This window comes from Streptomyces sp. NPDC001781 (genome assembly GCF_053596035.1).
Genome location: NZ_JBSFFI010000008.1, coordinates 183,033 through 199,592, shown reverse-complemented (window position 1 = coordinate 199,592; position 16,560 = coordinate 183,033). Strand labels below are relative to the sequence as shown.

The window sequence follows — 16,560 nt, the reverse complement described above, 5'->3', positions numbered from 1 at the left end:
GGGTACGGGCTCCGGCTGCGCCGCCCCTGCCCGATCTCCGAGGCCCGAGGAGCCGCGATGCGTGTCGCCCTGTTCCTGACCTGCGTCAACGACACGCTCTACCCGGACACCGGCCGGGCCGTGGTGAGACTCCTGAACCGCCTCGGCGTCGACGTCGACTTCCCCCTGGCGCAGACCTGCTGCGGCCAGGCCCACTACAACACCGGCTACCGGCACCAGACGGAACCGCTCGCCCTGCACTTCGCCGAGGTGTTCGGGGAGTACGACGCGATCGTCACCCCGTCGGCGTCGTGCGCGGCGATGGTCAGGGAGCTGTACCCGAGGATCGGTGAGCGGGCCCGTGCCGAGGGGCGCGGTGAGGATCTGGCGGACGCGCTGGCGCCGGTGGTGCCGAAGACGTACGAGCTGACGGAGTTCCTGGTGGACGTGCTGGGCGTCACCGACGTCGGCGCCGTCTATCCGCACAGCGTGACCTACCACCCCACCTGCCACGGCCTGCGCTCCCTGGGGCTCGGCGACCGGCCGCGCCGGCTGCTGGAGGCGGTGCGGGGGCTGGAACTGGTCGAGCTGCCCGGCGCCGACGAGTGCTGCGGGTTCGGCGGCACGTTCGCGGTCAAGAACGCCGGGGTGTCGGCCGCGATGGGCGCGGACAAGGTGCGCGACGCCGAGTCGGCCGGCGCGGAGGTGCTGTGCGCGGCCGACAACTCGTGCCTGATGCACCTGGGTGGCACGATGAGCCGGGCGGGCTCTCCGGTGCGGCCGGTGCACATCGCGGAGATCCTGGCGAGCACTCAGGAGGAACCGGCCCGGTGAACGAGACCTTCGTCGGAATGCCCGCCTTCCCCGAGGCGGCGAAGAAAGCGCTGGACGACGGCACCCTGCGCGGCAATCTGCGGCACGCCACCCGTACCATCCGCGCCAGGCGCGCGGCGGCGGTGGCGGAGGTGTCCGACTGGGCGGAGCTGCGCGAGGCGGGCAGCCGGATCAAGGAGCACACGCTCCGCCGCCTGGACCGCTACCTGAAGCAGTTGGAGGAGTCGGTCACCGCCGCGGGCGGCACCGTCCACTGGGCGGCAGACGCGGCGGAGGCCAACCGGATCGTCACCCGACTGGTGCGCGCAACCGGTGAGTCGGAGGTCGTGAAGGTCAAGTCGATGGCCACGCAGGAGATCGGGCTCAACGAAGCGCTGGAGACGGCCGGAATCCGGGCCTACGAGACCGATCTCGCCGAGCTGATCGTGCAGTTGGGCGAGGACAGACCCTCGCACATCCTGGTCCCCGCCATTCATCGCAACCGGACCGAGATCCGCGAGATCTTCCGTACCGCGATGGCCGGATGGGGGCGTCCGGCGCCCGAGGGGCTGTCCGACAGCCCGGCGGAGCTGGCGGAGGCGGCGCGGCTGCATCTGCGGGAGAAGTTCCTGCGGGCGAAGGTGGGGGTGTCCGGGGCCAACTTCATGGTCGCGGAGACCGGCACGATGGTGGTGGTGGAGTCCGAGGGAAACGGGCGGATGTGTCTGACCCTGCCTGAGACCCTCATCTCGGTGGTCGGCATCGAGAAAGTCGTCCCCACCTGGCGTGACCTGGAGGTCTTCCTGCAGACCCTCCCCCGCTCCTCCACCGCCGAGCGCATGAACCCGTACACCAGCATGTGGACCGGCACGACGGACGGCGACGGGCCGCGCGCCTTCCACCTGGTGCTGCTGGACAACGGCCGCACCGACACCCTCGCCGACGAGGTCGGCCGCCAGGCGCTGCGCTGCATCCGCTGCTCGGCCTGCCTCAACGTGTGCCCGGTCTACGAGCGCGCGGGCGGCCACGCCTACGGCTCGGTCTACCCCGGCCCTGTCGGCGCCATCCTCAGCCCCCAACTGCGCGGCACGGCGAGCGAGATCGACGCCTCGCTGCCGTACGCGTCCTCGCTGTGCGGGGCCTGCTACGAGGTGTGCCCGGTCGCCATCGACATTCCCGAGGTGCTCGTCCGGTTGCGTGAGCGGGTCGTGGAGGGCGGTCCGGCGGTGCGCGAGGGCAACCGGGTGGTGCTGAGACCGGCCAAGGGGCACACGGCGGAACGGGCGGCCATGCGGGCGGCTCGCTGGACCTTCACCCACCCGGACGCCCTGCGCACCGGCCAGCGCCTCGCCTCCCGCGCCCGCCGCCTGCGCCCGCGCACCCTGCCGGGGCCCGGCGCGGCGTGGACCCGGACGCGCGACCTGCCGGAGGTCCCGGCCGAACCGTTCCGGGACTGGTGGGTACGCACCCGAGGCGGCGAGGAGGAGACGAAGTGAGCGACCGGGAACGCGTCCTCGGCCGGGTCCGGCGCGCGCTGGCCGACGTACCCGAGGACGACACGCCCTACGACCGGGCGATCCCGCGCGACTACGCGCGTGAGCACGGCGAGCGCACCGTCGAGGAGACGGTGGAGCTGCTGGCGGCGAACCTGGCCGACTACCGGGCCGTGGTGCACCGGTGCGCGGACGAGGAGGGACTGCCGCTGCTGCTCATGCGGCTGCTGGCGGCGCGCGGTACGGCGTCCGTGCTCGTCCCGGCCGGGCTGCCGCCGGTGTGGCTGTCGGCCGCCGATCCCGTACGGGTCCACGACCGAGCCGCGAGCACCCCGTTCGAGCTGGACGCCGTGGACAGTGTGGTGACCGGCTGCGCGGTGGCCGTCGCCGAGACCGGCACCCTCGTCCTGGACGGCGGACCCGGCCAGGGACGGCGCAGGATCACGCTCGTGCCCGACCACCACATCTGCGTGGTCCGCGTCCCCGAGCAGGTCGTGGCGTCCGTACCGCACGCCCTCGAACGCCTCTCCCCCACCCGCCCGTTGACCTGGATCTCGGGCCCCTCGGCCACCAGCGACATCGAGCTGGACCGGGTGGAGGGGGTGCACGGGCCGCGCACGCTGGAGGTCGTGCTGCTGGGCTGAGCGAACGGTGTCATCCCTTCGGCCGGCGGGGCCGGGCGGGGCGCCGGAACCCCGGCTAGCTTGAGGGAATGATCCGGTTCGAGCAGGTCAGCAAGCGCTACCCGGACGGTACGACGGCCGTGGACGACCTGTCCTTCGAGGTGTCCGAGGGCGAACTCGTCACGCTGGTCGGCCCCTCGGGCTGCGGCAAGACGACCACCATGATGATGGTGAACCGGCTGATCGAGCCCACCGCGGGCCGGATCGTCGTGGACGGCGAGGACATCGCGCGGGTCGACCCGGTCCTGCTGCGCCGCCGGATCGGGTACGTCATCCAGCAGGTAGGCCTCTTCCCGCACCGCACGGTGCTGGACAACACCGCGACCGTGCCGTCCCTGCTCGGCTGGAAGCGGGCCAAGGCGCGGGCGCGCGCCGCCGAGCTGCTGGACCTGGTGGGCCTGGACCCGGGGACGTTCGGCGCGCGCTACCCGGAGCAGCTCTCCGGCGGCCAGCGGCAGCGGGTCGGGGTGGCGCGGGCGCTCGCGGCGGACCCGCCGGTGCTGCTGATGGACGAGCCGTTCGGCGCGGTCGACCCTGTGGTGCGCGAGCAGTTGCAGGACGAGTTCCTGCGCATGCAGCAGGCGGTGCGCAAGACGGTCCTGCTCGTGACGCACGACATCGAGGAGGCGGTCCGCCTCGGCGACCGGATGGCGGTGTACGGCGCGGGCCGTATCGAGCAGTTCGACACCCCCGGCGCGGTCCTGGGGGCGCCCGCGACCCCGTACGTCGCCGGGTTCGTCGGAGCCGACCGGGGCCTGAAACGGCTGTCGGTGACCGCGATCGAGCCGGACGATCTGGAACAGCCGCCGGTGGCCCGCCCGGACGAGCCCGCCGGGGACGCGGCACGACGGCTGCGCGAGGAGGGCGCCCGCTGGGCGGTCGTCCTGGACCCGGACGGTGACCTGCACGGCTGGGTGGGCCTGGAGGAGCTGTCGGCGGGCGGCACCGTCGGCGAGCTGGCCCACCGCATGACGGCGTGGGTCCCGGTGGGCGCCCCGCTGAAGCAGGCGTTCGGTGTCATGCTCCAGTACGACGCCGGGTGGGTCGCGGTACTGGACGGCTCCCGCCTCCTGGGCGTTCTCACCCCGGCCAAACTGCACGAGGCGCTGCGGCGGTCGGTGGACGCGGACGTACTGGGGGTGGCGCGGGGTCAGGTGCGGTTCGACTCGGTCTCGGACGCCTGAGGGCTGTCCCGCAGGGCCTCTCGTCTGGATCGTGCCGGGCTCGCGGGAGTCAGGCCTGATCCACGCGAAGGACCATGGCTCACTTGATCAGGCCCTTGTCCTCGAGGTACGCGCGGGCCACGTCGGCGGGCAGGCGGCGCCAGCTGTCGACCTGCTGGTTCATGTCGGCGAGGTCGTCGGTGGTGAGGACGTCGTTGAGCCTGCCGAGCGCCTTGGCGACCCGCTCGCTGCCGGCACGGGCGCGGTTGACGACGGGGACGATGTAGTCGGCGTTCTGGAGATGCCTGTCGTCGGCGAGCAGGACCAGGCCGAAGGAGCCGAGCGTGGCGTCCGTGGTGGTGGTCAGCACCATCTGGTCGCGGCCCGACCGCACGGCCTGCTTGGCCGGGGTGGTGCCGACGCCCTTGGGATCGACGGCGGTGATGTCGATCCCGTACACCTTTCTCAGGCCGGGCGCGCAGTACGGCCGTTCGACGCACTCGTCGCCCGCCGCGAGGCGCACCCTGAGCCCTGAGGCGCCGAGGTCGCTGAGGGTCTTGAGGTGGTGGCGGCGGGCGTAGGAGGCGCTCACCGCGAAGGCGTTCTGGTCCACGGCTCTGCCCGGCGGGAGGACGGTGAGTCCGCGCGGGGTGGCCAGGGCGCGCAGGTTCCTCATGGTCTCGGCGAGGTCGGGCGAGCCGGCCGGGGGCGCGTCGGCGCCGTGTTCCTTGGCGTCGAGCCAGTCGGCGAAGGTGGCGGCGTACTCGGGGGCGACGTCGATCTGGCCGGACTCCAGGGCGGGTTCGTACAGCTCCCGGTTGGCGACGGTGATCAGCGAGGTCCGGTACCCGGCCCGGCCGAGGAGCTGGGCGTAGAGCTGGGCGAGCAGGTCGCTCTCGGTGAAGCCGGCCGAGCCGACGGTCAGGTGGTGGCTGTCGCCGGGCGGGGCGGTGACGGCTTCCCGGTTCTCCAGCGAAGGCCCGAAGGAGCAGGCGGTCAGGGTGAGGAGGCCGGCGGCGAGCACCGCGCGGGCTCTCACCGGCCGCCTCTCGCCCAGGCGGGGCCGAGCCGCTCCACGACCTCGAAGACACCCTCCACGAGCAGGGCGAACGCGGCGACGAGGACCGCGCCCGCGACGACCTGCGGGGTGCTGGCCAGGTTGAAACCGGCTGTGATGATCCGGCCGAGGCCGCCGCCGCCCGCCAGCGCGGCGATGGTGGCGGTGGCGACGAGCTGGACGGCGGCGATCCGCACCCCGCCCAGGATCATCGGCAGCGCGAGCGGCACCTCCACCCGGACCAGCGTCTGCCGCCCGGTCATCCCCATGCCGCGCGCGGCCTGAACCACGCCCCGGTCGACCTCGCGCATGCCGACGTAGGCGTTGGTGAGCAGCGGCGGCACGGCGAAGAGCACCAGGGCGACGACGGTGGGCCCCTCCCCCCACTTGCCGACCGGCGTCAGCAGGAGCAGCACCAGCACGGCGAAGGTGGGCACCGCCCGGCCGGCGTTGGAGATGTTGACGGCGAGCGCGCCCCCTCTGCCGAGGTGACCGAGGACCAGCGCCACGGGCAGCGCGATCAGGCAACTGACGATCAGGCAGACCACGGTGAGCATCAGGTGTTGCAGCAGCCGGTGCCAGACCCCGTCGTCGCCGGACCAGTGGGCGGGGTCGGCCAGCCAGTGCCAGGTGGAGGCGAGCACGTTCACGTACGGCCCTTCCTCACCCACGGGGTGAGCAGCCACTGCACGCCCAGCAGGAGCAGGTCGGCGGCGACGGCGATGAGCACGCACAGCACGGACGCGGTGAGGACCTGCGCCTTGAAGTAGGTGTTCATGCCCGCGTAGATCAGGTTGCCGAGGCCGCCGAAGCCGACGATCGCGCCGATCGTGACCAGGGAGACCGCCGATACGGTCGCGATGCGAAGCCCGGCCATCGCGGCCGGCAGCGCGAGCGGCATCTCGACGGTGAGCAGCAGCCGGACCGGCCCGAAGCCGAGCCCGCGTGCGGCCTGCCGGGTCTCCTCCGGCACGGCTCGCAGCCCGGCGAGGATGTTCCGGACGAGCAGGGTCAGCGAGTACAGCACCAGCCCGGCGACGACGAGGGTGGCGGAGAGTCCGTACACCGGCAGCAGCAGGGAGAACATCGCCAGGGACGGGATGGTGTAGAGCACGGTGGTGACGGCGAGCACCGGCCCGGCGGCCCAGCCCCAGCGGCGGGCGAGCACGGCGAGCGGCACGGCGACGAGGAGCCCGATCAGCACGGACAGCGCGGTGAGCTCCAGGTGCTGGCCGACCGCGTCGAGGAGGATCTGGCGGCGGGTGCTCAGATAGTCGCCGCAGATCCACTCGTTGCGCGCGAGGCAGTCGTCCGGAGCGGCGGTCACCCGTCCATTGCACCGGCCGGGGCGGCGGGTCGGCGCGTTGTGGTCGCCCGTACGGGGGGCCGAGCACCCCTTTCGGCAGCTGCCTGCGGGGTGCGGGGCTCTGCCCCGGGCCTGCGGCCAGGGGCGGCGACTCCGGCCGGACGCGGGGCTCCGCCCGCCCGGCTTCTGGGAGTCACGCTCGAGAGGGGACGGGAGGAACGGACGGAGTGCGGGACTCGGTACCGCCGCAGGGTGGGCGGAGCGCTAGGTTGGCCGTATGAGCAACCTTGACCTCGCGCCGGAGCCGAGCGCATGCGGTGGCCGTGGCTTCGTCGTCGCCGAGCCGGTACGTGAGCTGCTGAGCCCCCGGACGGTGAAGCTCGGGGAGGCCACCGAGGTACGCCGGCTGCTGCCCAACCTGGGGCGGCGGATGATCGGCGCGTGGGCGTTCGTGGACCACTACGGCCCGGACGACATCGCGGACGAGCCCGGCATGCAGGTACCCCCGCACCCGCACATCGGCCTGCAGACGGTGAGCTGGCTGCACGACGGCGAGGTGCTGCACCGGGACTCGACGGGCAGCCTCCAGACCATCCGCCCGCGCGAACTGGGCCTGATGACGGCTGGCCGGGCGATCAGCCACTCCGAGGAGAGCCCGAGGCCCCACGCGCGCTACCTGCACGGGGCACAGTTGTGGGTGGCCCTCCCCGACGAACACCGCCACGTGGAACCGCACTTCGAGTACCACGCGGACCTGCCGACGGTGACGGCCCCCGGCCTGACGGCCACGGTGATCCTGGGCGCCCTGGACGGCACGGTGTCGCCCGGCACGACGTACACCCCCCTGGTCGGTGCCGACCTGACCCTCGCCGAGGGCACCCGGACCCGTCTCCCCCTCGACCCCGACTTCGAGTACGGCATCCTCTCCATGTCGGGTTCTGTCCACGTGGACGGCGTTCCCGTCACCCCGGGCTCCATGCTCTACCTCGGCTGCGGCCGCACGTCCCTCCCCCTCCACGCGGACTCCGACGCCTCGGTCATGCTGCTGGGCGGCGAGCCGTTCGCGGAGGAGCTGATCATGTGGTGGAACTTCGTGGGGCGGACGCAGGACGAGATCGAGAGGGCTCGGGAGGAGTGGATGGAGGGTTCGCGATTCGGGGAGGTGAAGGGGTATGACGGGGGCCGACTGCCTGCACCCGAACTGCCGTCTGTGCCGCTGAAACCACGGGGTCGAGTGCGCTGAACTGTCTTTTTCCGGGCGGGAGTACGCTCAGCTGGGCGAGGGGGCACGCCCCTCGCCCGGCCCGTTCGCACTGCATAAGCAAACGCCTCTCCGGTTACTCGTTCCACCCACCGCCGAAGTGCATGTTTTCGCCAGGCCCAACCACCCTCGCTCGGGCTGATGCTGACCCAATGCTGACTTTACTGACAGGCAGTCAGGTATCTTCGGAAGGGTCCACTCGCGCTTCCCGCACCCCTCTCACCACCGCGTTTCCGAAGTCGCGCCGCGAGTCGCCAGCGGCGCACCGCTCGCTTGGCGAGCTCGAAACGCCGCCTTCATCGGAACGATGCTGACCTGAGGCCCCTGTTATGGGGTTCCCGCAAACTCAGTGCGAGGCGCGTCACCCTGGCGCCCCGACGCAGCACAGTACGTGTTGCGTCGCATCGGGAAGCTCATCCGGGCTTCGCCGGCCCTGGCGGGCGCGGTCCACGACATCAGGGCAGCCCGCTCCCACGGCCTGCTCGACGCCCTCAGCACTGGAGGCATCCGGTGCTGGGCCGACAAGGCGTACCTGGGCTCCGGCCCCGCCGTCCGCGTCCCCTTCCGCGGCCGCTGGAACAAGCCCTCCGCCGGAAAGAAGGCCGTCGACCGCGCCCACGAGAAGGTCCGCGCACTTGGCGAACAGGCCATGGCCACTTTCAAGTCCTGGCGCCTGCTGCCCAACCTCCGCTGCAGCACCACCCGCATCACCGACCTCGTCGAGGCCGTTCTCACCCCGGAGCTGACCGCCTCAACCTGAGGAGGAAGCCTCGCCTCCTATACTCCCGGCGTGCTTGATACGTCGAACCTCTTCCACGTTTCGTCCGTGCTCAATCGGCAGTCGATCGCACGGCATGGCCTGGATTGGACCCGGATGGGCGCCGCACGGGGAATCGCCGGCAGCCGCCGCCCCGAGGTGGAGGGGATCTTCGTCTGTCGAGGCGAGGAGGAAGCAGGGTTCTTCCTTCGGATCAACAACACCGGTGGGCCGGTTGACATCTGGTCCGTGGACGGCATCGACGAGGGGTTGCTCCTCGACAACGGCAACGGATTCGTCTACCTGCCCGGCCGCATACCAGCCGCGCGAGTCCGCATCGTGCGATCAGACGTTACTGCGCACCTTGGTTTTTGACTTCGCGCGGCGGTACGGATGGGGCAGACCCACGCGGAATCTGGCTGCGAGGTCGGCGAAGGTGTGACCGCAGCGAAGGTGGGCCAGGGTCGTCAGCGCCTGGCGGCTGCAGTTCAGCCGCCAGGCGGGTGCCGATCTGTCGTCGCCGATCGGCCAACCCCCGCCGCAGCGGCCGCAGCGCGGAGGGGACAAATGCAGCCCGGATGGGTGGGCAATGACTCGGGCCCTAGGACCACGCACGCACCGCCAAGAATGCGCTCACTGACCATCAGTGCCACGTCAAGACCAACGAGCATGCGCACCTTTCTTTCTACGGTCGTCACATGGAAAGCCTCGACGAGCCGACCTACGACCAGCAGTGGGCCGGAGACCGGAGAAACGCCTTCCGGTACTCGACCATCTTGCTCGCCTACCTCCTGTTGCTCGACTGGGGAACAGGTGAGCTGACACTCTCTCGCGGGGCTCTCTCGTTCGTGCTGGCCCTGTTGCTGCTCCTCGTGCTGCACCCGGCGCGGGTATCGGCGGGCGACCACTGGCTGGCCTCGCGCCGTCTGCTGTGCGAACGCCGGGTACGGACCGATCGTCTGGTCTCGGTGCGCTGCCTGGACGGCGTCTCCCAGCGCATCCTGCTGCGGGACGCGTTCGGCGGTCGGGTGGAGATCGATCCTGACGTGCTGGTGCGCAATCCCGGCCTGTGGTACCGGCTGGAGGCGGCAGCGTCCAGGTCCGCGTCCGATGGGTTGCTGCTCTGCGGGCAGACCGCGCTCGAACGCCTTTCGGCCCGCGTGGAGCGCGAAGCGGTACAGGGCGTCTTCAAAGCATCCGGGATGAAGTAGGCCCCCCACCTTCCCGGGCTGGGGTGAAAGGCCGTCAGGGTGTCGTCAGGAACGGTCCGCCGGACTTGTGGACACCCCTCGCATCGGCTTCGATGAGGCCATGAACAGCGCGTGGCTCCTGCTCGACCGGCCGCCCCATCGGGCTCCCCGTCGTGAGCTCCGCTACCCGGAGACCGCAGCCCACCGCTGACCGGCCTCTGCTTCACGAGGCGTCGTGATCTCTTCCTGTCCGACGCCAATTCCCTGTGCTCGTGCGCACAGTCGACATCCACAAGGGACTGACCCGTCATGTCCGTTTCCGATCTCTCCTCCCGTACCATCCTGGTGACCGGCGCCGCCTCCGGCATCGGCCACGAGACGGCCCGGCTCCTCGCCGCACGTGGCGCCACTGTCCTCGTCCACGGCCGCACCACCGAAGACGCGCACGCCGCCACCGACCGGCTGATCGCCCTGGCCGATGTCGATGCGGCCCGTGTGTGCCCGTTCGGCGCGGACTTCGCCCGACTGGAGGAGGTCGAACAGCTCGCCTCCCGCATCCTGGCGGAGCATCCGCGTCTCGACGTGCTGGTCAACAACGCTGGCATGGCCGCGCCCGAACGCCACACCGTCACCCCCGACGGCAACGAGATCGCCTTCCAGGTCAACTTTCTCGCCCACTACCTCCTCACCCACCTCCTCGAACCTGCGCTGACCAGCGCTTCAGGGGGCCGGGTCGTCAACGTCTCCTCCTCTCTCCACCGCACCGGGTCCATCCAGTGGAGCGACCCCAACCGCACGCGCCGCTACTCGCGCCTCGCGGCCTACGCCCAGTCCCAGCTCGCGCTGACCATCTTCGCCGCGGACCCCCGCGTCACGGCCGTCTCCGTCGACCCTGGTATCTGCGCCACCAGCCTCCTGCACCTGTACGCGCACGAGGGCGGCGCCCCGGCCGAGGGCGCCGCGCACATCGTGCGGCTCTGCGATCCGCTCACCGACATCACCAACGGCGCCTACTACGACCGCGCACACCGCGTCGACGCGGCTCCCACGGCCACGGAGCCCCGCACTGTCAAGCGCCTGGCCAAGCTGGCGAACAGCCTGGTCAGCCGGGCCGCTTGAAGGCCCAGCCGACCAGCCGGACGAAGGTGGCCCACCCGAGCGTGGTGGGCCGCCCCGTTCCCACAAGGGCTTCCCTTCCCGCGCTGCCCGGCTCGCGGACCCACCCGTCCGCGCACAACTGCCCCTCCTGTCCATCGGCTTCCGTTCCCGGGAGGTTCCTGTGATCCCTCATCCCGCACACCAGCCGCCGGCCTCCGCCCGGGTCTTCCCGGTCGGTATGCCGGGAACGGCGAGCCTGGCCGAGCACGTCCTCGAGACCGGTCACGGCACCTGGTGGACCGATCGTGCCGTCCAACCCCGCGCCATCGCCGTCACCAGCGGGGGCCATGCCCTCCTGGCCGGTGACCCGACCGTCCTAGCACCGGCCGACCTCGCCCCGCTGGCAGAGCATTGCGTCGAAGCGTCCGTCCGCTTCCTGCCCGTCTTCGCCGCCGCCTTCGGCCTTCTACAGCCGTGGGACCGCATGCTCTACGTCCAACGCGCGGACGCGGTACTCGCGCGGGTCCCCAGGGGAACGACGGTCCGCCGTCTCCAGGCCGCCGATGGGCCCGCGATCGCGGCCGCCGAAGCCACCCTCGGCTGGACCGCTGCGACTTGGGGCGGCCCCGAGAGTCTCGCTCGGTCCCGGTACGGCTGGGCCGCCTTCCGCAAGGGGCACGTCCTTGCCGTGGCCTGCACACGGTTCGCGGGAAGCCGCTATGAGGACGTCGCCTGTGCCACCGACCCCGGAGAGCGGCGGCAGCATCTCGCTCTCGCCTGCGTCGCGGGCCTCACCGCCGACATCGCCGCACGGGGCCGGACAGCCACGTGGAGCTGCCCCCGGGAGAACCGGGCGAGCCGACTCCTCGCCTGGACCGCCGGATTCCGACTGCTCAGCGAGTACGTGCACCACACGCTGCCGACGGTGCTTCACACCCGAGATGGTCCCCGTACGGAACATTGACGTTCTCCTGACAGGCCGGTTGGTATCCATTCCACACCAGCCCGTGTCCTCATGTATGTCACGTACATTTCATGAGGGAGTGGCCTGCCATGGACCCCACTGTTGTCGTCTCACTGATCGTCATCGTCGCGGCGCTGCTGGTGCTGCGCAGCGGGATGAGGGTCGTCAATCAGGTCGACCGCGGAGTGGTGTTCCGGCTCGGCCGGGCACTGCCGGAGTGCCGTCGGCCTGGAATCACCTTTCTCGTTCCCTTCGTTGACCGGATGCGGAAGGTGAACGTCCAGGTCGCCACTCTGCCCATTCCGACCCAGGAGGGCATCACGCGGGACAACGTCTCTGTGAAGGTCGACGCCGTCGTGTACTTCAAGGTGGTGGACCCGGTCCGGGCCGCCATCGATGTGCAGGACTACCAGTTCGCCGTCGGTCAGGTCGCCCAGTCCTCCCTGCGCTCCATCATCGGCAAGAGCGATCTCGACGACCTGCTCTCCGACCGCGAACGGCTCCACGAGGGACTGGCGTTGATGATCGACAGCCCGGCCGCAGGATGGGGTGTGCACATCGACCGGGTCGAGATCAAGGACGTACAGCTCCCCGAGTCGCTGAAGCGCTCGATGTCCCGCCAGGCCGAGGCCGAGCGGGAGCGCCGGGCCCGGGTGATCACGGCGGACGGTGAGTTCCAGGCGGCCCAGCAACTCGCCAACGCTTCACGGATCATGGCCGACACGCCGGAGGCGATGCAGCTCCGGCTGCTGCAGACGGTGGTCGAGGTGGCGGCGGAGAAGAATTCCACGCTCGTGATGCCCTTCCCGGTAGAACTGCTGCGGTACTTCGACCGGGCCGCCCAGCGTCTCTCCGTCGACAGCACGCCCGATACCTCCTCCCCCACCGCGACCACCACGTCCGATCCGCGCGCCTGAGACACGAGAGCCCTCACGCCGGCTCGTCCTCCGGATCGGCAGCGCCCGGGGGCGCGCCGGTCCCGACGCAACCCCCTACCGATAGGCTGACGGTGGTGTGCCGGGAAGTCTGGTCGGCGAGGGGGGCCAAGGCGGCTCTCCTGCTCAGCTCCAGGGAGACGGCATGCGGAGCGTCGGTACCGTACTCGCGTTGGTCGTTCTGGCCACCCTCGTGGCGACCTTCGCACGCCGGTGGCGGATACCCGCGCCGTCCCTGCTCGTGGTCGCCGGGCTCGCCGTCGCGCTGCTGCCGGGAACGCCCCGGATCGAGATCGATCCGGAGATCATCGGCCTCGTCGTGCTGCCGCCGCTGCTGTACTCGAGCGCGGAGGACATGCCCTGGCGGGAACTGCGCGCGGTGTGGAAACCGGTCGGCGTCCTGGCCATCGGCCTGGTGCTCGCCTCTGCGGCGGCCGTGGCGGCCGTGGCCGCTCTCCTGACGCCGCTGTCGTGGCAGATGGCGTTCGTACTTGGGGCCGTCCTGGCCAGCACCGACCCGGTCGCGGTCACCGCGCTGGGACGCCGGCTCGCCCTGCCGCCGAAGGTGCAGGTCCTCGTGCAGGCGGAGAGCCTGTTCAACGACGCGACCTCTCTCGTACTCGTCCGGGTGGCCGCCGGCATCGCCGTGGCGTCGGCGGCGGCGAGCTGGGGCGCGGCGGGCGGCGAGTTCCTGCTGCTGGCCGGTGGCGGAACCCTGCTGGGCGCGGCCGTCGCGGGGGTGGTCGTCCTGATCCGGCGGTACACCGAGGAACCTGTACTGGAGACGGTCATCTCGCTGGTCACCCCGTACGCCGCCTATCTCCTGGCGGAGGCCGCGCACACCTCCGGGGTGACCTCCTGCGTGGTGGCCGGCGTCGTACTCGGCGGCCGCGGTGACCGGCTCACCAACGCCCGCATCCGCCTCCAGCTCCACGCGGTGTACGGCACGGTGGTGTTCCTCCTGGAGAGCGTGGTCTTCTCGCTGATCGGCCTGGCCCTGCCCGCACAGGTGGCGGCACTGGCCGACGGCGACCGGGCGTGGCCGTTGTACGCGCTCGCCGTCGCCGCGACACTCGTCGCCGTACGTCTTCTCTGGCTCGCGCCGCTGTCCTCGCTGGTGCAGCGCAGGGGCGGTATGGAGCGGACGAACTGGCGGGTTCCCGTGGTACTGACCTGGGCCGGGACGCGTGGAGTCATGCCGCTCGCGGCCGCCCTCTCGATCCCGGAGATCACGCGGGGAGGCAGCGCGCTGGCCGGACGGCCACTGGTGCTCGTCCTCACGACTTCGGTCGTGGTGGTCACGCTGGTCGTGCAGGGCTTCACCCTCGCCCCGGTGGTGCGGGCCTCCGGCATCGCCCTGGAACCGGACCACACCGAACGCGAGGAGGTCGAGGCCCGCGGCCGGCTCGCCCACGTCGGGCTCGGCCGGCTGGAGGAACTGGCGGAGCTGGAAGCCGTACCCGACATCGTCGTCGACCGCCTGCGGCGTGGCCTGACCGCCCGCCTCGACGACGCCCGCGGCCGCCTGGCCGAGCAGAACGGCTCGACCTCTGCCATCGAGTCCTTCGACATGGTCTACCGCCAGCTACGCCGGGACCTCATCGCCGTGGAGAGTGTGGAACTGCAGCGCATGTACGACGAGCATCACATCAGCGACATGACACGACGGAAGCTGCAGCGGTCCCTGGATCTGGAGGAGGCGCGGCTGACCGGCTCCTGACAGGACGTCAGTGTCCGGGCGGCAAGCGGGCGGGGCAGCCTCGGACCCGATCGCCCGTCCGCGATCCCCACGTCTCCGGGCCCGGAGCTGCCGCCCTTTCCCCACCGCACGACAGTCTGCATCGGGAAGGGCCGCGCATCATCCGCGTTGACGCCACCCTGATGGCGCCTAGGCTCCGCTTGACGGCTCTTTGACGAACGTCGGCTGTCGCCGAGCCGTTCTGTGCCTCTTGCCGGTGTGACGGAGCGCTACTTCGTGGACATCCCGTGGTCACGGCAGTCGCACCCGGTTCGGCAGCCGCAGGCATCAGGTTCCCCGCCCAGCGCCGGGCCGGCTGCGATCGGCGGCGCACAGCGCCCCTTGCCCTGCCAGGCGTCGCGGCCCTCCTCGATGACGGAGTCGAGGCCGAAGCCGATCAGAGCGGTGGAGGAGGCGAGGGTGCCGGCGGTGAGCGCGACGATCGCCTCGATGACGTTGTAGCCGACCGCCGCGGCCAGCCGCGCGATCTCCGACGGGCTGTCGATGACGATGCGGCCGACGCCGAGGCGCAGGGCGGTGGCCAGGTCGCGAGGTGACTTGGCGTTGCCGTGCATCGTGATCCGCTCGGGTAGGAAGCCGGTGGAAACGGCGAGTTCGAGTTCACCGGCGGAGCAGACGTCGAGGCCGAGCCCCTCCTCGTCGATCCGAGGGGCCATGGCCCGGCACAGGAACGCCTTGGCCGCGTACAGGACTTCGGCGTAGGGGAAAGCGTCCCGGTAGGTGCGGCAGCGGTCGCGGATCTCGGCCTCGTCGAGGACGTGGACCGGGGTACCGAAGCGGTCGGCTATCTCCGCCAGCGAGACGCCGCCCACGGCGAGGTCGCCGTGCAAGGGGCGCTCGGTGGTGGGCGCGGGCCACACCGACAGGTCGGTGGACGCGGTGGTGGGGGATGCGTGAACCGTGGTCATGCGTCCGCCCCTCTCAGGCGATCCGCAGTGCGGTGACGGACGTACCGGGTTCGACCGGTGCGGGAGCGGGTGCCGAGAACCGCGGATCCACCGTGAGGGCGGTGATGCCGAGTGGGACGGTCACCGCACGCAGAGCGGGCACGGCGAGGCGGATCCACGCCTGGTCGGGTCCGAGCGTGTCGGTCAGTCGCTGTACGGACGTGAATCCGACAGCGGTGCGGTGGCCCAGAGGGGTGCGGAACAGCCGGGCCGCACAGCCGGCGTGACCCGGCCGGACCGGTACGTACAGGCACCCGGCCGGGGATCGATCAAAGGGATCGGAGTGCTCGCCGTAAAGCCGTTCTGTCATGGAGTACCTCCGCATGGGCGGGGAGGAGGAGTGGTCTTGGACGCCCCGGACGCGGGGAGGCGGACCGGGGCTCACCCACGACGGTATGCCCGGTGCCCGGGGCTCCCGGTGGTGTCCTGACGGGACGCTGACGCCGGTCCGGCCGACCTTGACGGAACACTGACGCGCCTGGTCGGAGGCGCCGATGAAGCCATCAGAACGGCGTCAGGACTTGGCGGGAGATGAGTCCGGAAGCCTGGCGGCGAGGTGAGATGGAGGGATTCCGAGGAGGTCTGCATGCCCGAGTCCCACCCGCACCCGACCACCCGCCTCGTAGTGGGCGTCAGCGGGTCGCCGGGGAGTCGCACCGCCCTGGTCGCGGCCGCCGGCGAGGCCTGGCGGCGCGGCGCCGAGCTGTGGCCGGTCCTTGCCTGGGAGCCGCCCGCCGGGGAACTGGCGGCCCGTAGGTCCCCGGCCGCGGCCGTCCTGATCCCGGAGTGGGAGCGGCTGGCGCGGGAGCGGCTGCTCGACGCGCTGCGTGACGTGTTCGGCGGTACGGCCGCCGGGCTGCCCGGACAGGCACTCGTGGTCCGTGGCACCCCGGGCCGGGCGCTGCTGCGGATCGCCGACCGGGAGCGCGATGTGGTCGTGGTCGGCACTGGACGACGGGGCCGGCTGCGCCGCGCGTTCCGGCCGTCGGTCAGCCGCTGCTGCCTGGCCCACGCCGGCTGTCCCGTCCTCGCGGTGCCGCCGTCCCCGCTGGCGGCCGCGCTGGAGACCGCGCACCGACGCAACCTCCTGAGGCTGCGGCTGGACACCGGGCGGATTCAGCGGGAGTTCGACACCGTACCGCCCGGCGCCTGAGC

Annotated in this window: 18 protein-coding genes and 1 pseudogene; 13 read left to right on the top strand and 6 right to left on the bottom strand. The window is 71.4% G+C overall.

The genetic code is table 11. From position 1 onward, the window contains the following. Positions 1-57: 57 nt before the first annotated feature. The 4 genes from ACWCV3_RS10575 to ACWCV3_RS10560 all read left to right on the top strand — a co-directional run bounded on the left by ACWCV3_RS10575 (position 58) and on the right by ACWCV3_RS10560 (position 4,152). Positions 58-813 (top strand): (Fe-S)-binding protein, encoded by a 756-nt coding sequence (locus tag ACWCV3_RS10575; protein ID WP_451221403.1) that lies wholly within the window; start codon positions 58-60, stop codon positions 811-813. Next, entirely contained in the window at positions 810-2,288 is a 1,479-nt protein-coding gene (locus ACWCV3_RS10570; protein WP_451221400.1) for a LutB/LldF family L-lactate oxidation iron-sulfur protein, read from the top strand. The genes ACWCV3_RS10575 and ACWCV3_RS10570 overlap by 4 nt, the downstream gene beginning before the upstream one ends. Next, positions 2,285-2,929 (top strand): LutC/YkgG family protein, encoded by a 645-nt coding sequence (locus ACWCV3_RS10565; RefSeq protein ID WP_451221397.1) that lies wholly within the window; start codon positions 2,285-2,287, stop codon positions 2,927-2,929. The genes ACWCV3_RS10570 and ACWCV3_RS10565 overlap by 4 nt, the downstream gene beginning before the upstream one ends. 68 nt (positions 2,930-2,997) lie before the next feature. Then, on the top strand, positions 2,998-4,152 hold the full coding sequence (locus tag ACWCV3_RS10560; RefSeq protein ID WP_451221394.1) for a betaine/proline/choline family ABC transporter ATP-binding protein: 1,155 nt from the start codon (positions 2,998-3,000) through the stop codon (positions 4,150-4,152). 79 nt (positions 4,153-4,231) lie between these two features. Here the strand turns inward: ACWCV3_RS10560 and ACWCV3_RS10555 are convergent, their stop codons facing one another. The 3 genes from ACWCV3_RS10555 to ACWCV3_RS10545 are packed head-to-tail and all read right to left on the bottom strand — an operon-like array spanning position 4,232 to position 6,515. After that, positions 4,232-5,170, bottom strand: a complete 939-nt coding sequence (locus ACWCV3_RS10555; protein WP_451221391.1) for an ABC transporter substrate-binding protein — start codon at positions 5,168-5,170, stop codon at positions 4,232-4,234. After that, the gene (locus ACWCV3_RS10550) at positions 5,167-5,838 is read right to left on the bottom strand and encodes an ABC transporter permease (RefSeq protein ID WP_451221388.1); all 672 of its coding nucleotides are present in this window, start codon (positions 5,836-5,838) and stop codon (positions 5,167-5,169) included. Before ACWCV3_RS10550 ends, ACWCV3_RS10555 begins: the two co-directional genes overlap by 4 nt. Further along, positions 5,835-6,515: an ABC transporter permease gene (locus ACWCV3_RS10545; RefSeq protein WP_451221385.1), complete on the bottom strand. Its 681-nt coding sequence runs from the start codon at positions 6,513-6,515 to the stop codon at positions 5,835-5,837. Before ACWCV3_RS10545 ends, ACWCV3_RS10550 begins: the two co-directional genes overlap by 4 nt. A gap of 256 nt (positions 6,516-6,771) precedes the next feature. Here ACWCV3_RS10545 and ACWCV3_RS10540 point away from each other — a divergent pair, with 256 nt between their 5' ends. The 3 genes from ACWCV3_RS10540 to ACWCV3_RS10530 all read left to right on the top strand — a co-directional run bounded on the left by ACWCV3_RS10540 (position 6,772) and on the right by ACWCV3_RS10530 (position 8,887). After that, a complete protein-coding gene (locus ACWCV3_RS10540; protein ID WP_451221382.1) occupies positions 6,772-7,737 on the top strand; it encodes a pirin family protein in 966 nt (321 codons plus the stop codon). A gap of 409 nt (positions 7,738-8,146) precedes the next feature. Next, positions 8,147-8,515, top strand: coding sequence for a transposase family protein (locus tag ACWCV3_RS10535; protein ID WP_451221378.1), 369 nt, complete (start codon positions 8,147-8,149; stop codon positions 8,513-8,515). A gap of 30 nt (positions 8,516-8,545) precedes the next feature. After that, on the top strand, positions 8,546-8,887 hold the full coding sequence (locus ACWCV3_RS10530; RefSeq protein WP_451221375.1) for a hypothetical protein: 342 nt from the start codon (positions 8,546-8,548) through the stop codon (positions 8,885-8,887). Here the strand turns inward: ACWCV3_RS10530 and ACWCV3_RS10525 are convergent. After that, entirely contained in the window at positions 8,858-9,127 is a 270-nt protein-coding gene (locus ACWCV3_RS10525; RefSeq protein WP_451221372.1) for a transposase family protein, read from the bottom strand. The two genes, ACWCV3_RS10530 and ACWCV3_RS10525, sit on opposite strands and share 30 nt — an antisense overlap. An 83-nt stretch (positions 9,128-9,210) precedes the next feature. Between ACWCV3_RS10525 and ACWCV3_RS10520 the strand changes: the two genes are divergently transcribed. The 5 genes from ACWCV3_RS10520 to ACWCV3_RS10500 all read left to right on the top strand — a co-directional run bounded on the left by ACWCV3_RS10520 (position 9,211) and on the right by ACWCV3_RS10500 (position 14,419). After that, the gene (locus tag ACWCV3_RS10520) at positions 9,211-9,723 is read left to right on the top strand and encodes a hypothetical protein (RefSeq protein WP_451221369.1); all 513 of its coding nucleotides are present in this window, start codon (positions 9,211-9,213) and stop codon (positions 9,721-9,723) included. Positions 9,724-10,011: 288 nt separating this feature from the next. Continuing rightward, positions 10,012-10,821: an SDR family NAD(P)-dependent oxidoreductase gene (locus ACWCV3_RS10515; RefSeq protein ID WP_451221366.1), complete on the top strand. Its 810-nt coding sequence runs from the start codon at positions 10,012-10,014 to the stop codon at positions 10,819-10,821. 160 nt (positions 10,822-10,981) lie between these two features. Next, the gene (locus ACWCV3_RS10510) at positions 10,982-11,764 is read left to right on the top strand and encodes a GNAT family N-acetyltransferase (RefSeq protein WP_451221363.1); all 783 of its coding nucleotides are present in this window, start codon (positions 10,982-10,984) and stop codon (positions 11,762-11,764) included. 89 nt (positions 11,765-11,853) lie between these two features. After that, positions 11,854-12,681, top strand: coding sequence for a slipin family protein (locus ACWCV3_RS10505; RefSeq protein ID WP_451221360.1), 828 nt, complete (start codon positions 11,854-11,856; stop codon positions 12,679-12,681). A 163-nt stretch (positions 12,682-12,844) separates the two neighbouring features. Then, entirely contained in the window at positions 12,845-14,419 is a 1,575-nt protein-coding gene (locus ACWCV3_RS10500) for a Na+/H+ antiporter (protein ID WP_451221357.1), read from the top strand. Between the two features lie 479 nt (positions 14,420-14,898). Here ACWCV3_RS10500 and ACWCV3_RS10495 read toward each other — a convergent pair. Both ACWCV3_RS10495 and ACWCV3_RS10490 read right to left on the bottom strand, forming a co-directional pair. Continuing rightward, a pseudogene (locus ACWCV3_RS10495) lies at positions 14,899-15,366 on the bottom strand (diaminopimelate decarboxylase family protein); the annotation flags it as partial. A gap of 13 nt (positions 15,367-15,379) precedes the next feature. Next, positions 15,380-15,715 carry an SAV_915 family protein gene (locus ACWCV3_RS10490; protein WP_451221354.1) on the bottom strand — a complete coding sequence of 112 codons (336 nt, stop codon included), beginning with the start codon at positions 15,713-15,715 and terminating at the stop codon, positions 15,380-15,382. A 276-nt stretch (positions 15,716-15,991) separates the two neighbouring features. On the opposite strand from ACWCV3_RS10490, the gene ACWCV3_RS10485 reads away from it, so the two are divergent. Continuing rightward, positions 15,992-16,558, top strand: a complete 567-nt coding sequence (locus ACWCV3_RS10485; RefSeq protein WP_451221351.1) for a universal stress protein — start codon at positions 15,992-15,994, stop codon at positions 16,556-16,558. The last annotated feature ends 2 nt before the right edge of the window (positions 16,559-16,560 follow it).

Bases quoted from the DNA above. Each gene is read 5' to 3' on its own strand.
- ACWCV3_RS10575 (WP_451221403.1), top strand. From the start codon at position 58: ATGCGTGTCGCCCTGTTCCTGACCTGCGTCAACGACACGCTCTACCCG.
- ACWCV3_RS10560 (WP_451221394.1), top strand. From the start codon at position 2,998: ATGATCCGGTTCGAGCAGGTCAGCAAGCGCTACCCGGACGGTACGACG.
- ACWCV3_RS10540 (WP_451221382.1), top strand. From the start codon at position 6,772: ATGAGCAACCTTGACCTCGCGCCGGAGCCGAGCGCATGCGGTGGCCGT.
- ACWCV3_RS10520 (WP_451221369.1), top strand. From the start codon at position 9,211: ATGGAAAGCCTCGACGAGCCGACCTACGACCAGCAGTGGGCCGGAGAC.
- ACWCV3_RS10515 (WP_451221366.1), top strand. From the start codon at position 10,012: ATGTCCGTTTCCGATCTCTCCTCCCGTACCATCCTGGTGACCGGCGCC.
- ACWCV3_RS10505 (WP_451221360.1), top strand. From the start codon at position 11,854: ATGGACCCCACTGTTGTCGTCTCACTGATCGTCATCGTCGCGGCGCTG.
- ACWCV3_RS10500 (WP_451221357.1), top strand. From the start codon at position 12,845: ATGCGGAGCGTCGGTACCGTACTCGCGTTGGTCGTTCTGGCCACCCTC.
- ACWCV3_RS10490 (WP_451221354.1), bottom strand. From the start codon at position 15,715: ATGACAGAACGGCTTTACGGCGAGCACTCCGATCCCTTTGATCGATCC.
- ACWCV3_RS10485 (WP_451221351.1), top strand. From the start codon at position 15,992: ATGCCCGAGTCCCACCCGCACCCGACCACCCGCCTCGTAGTGGGCGTC.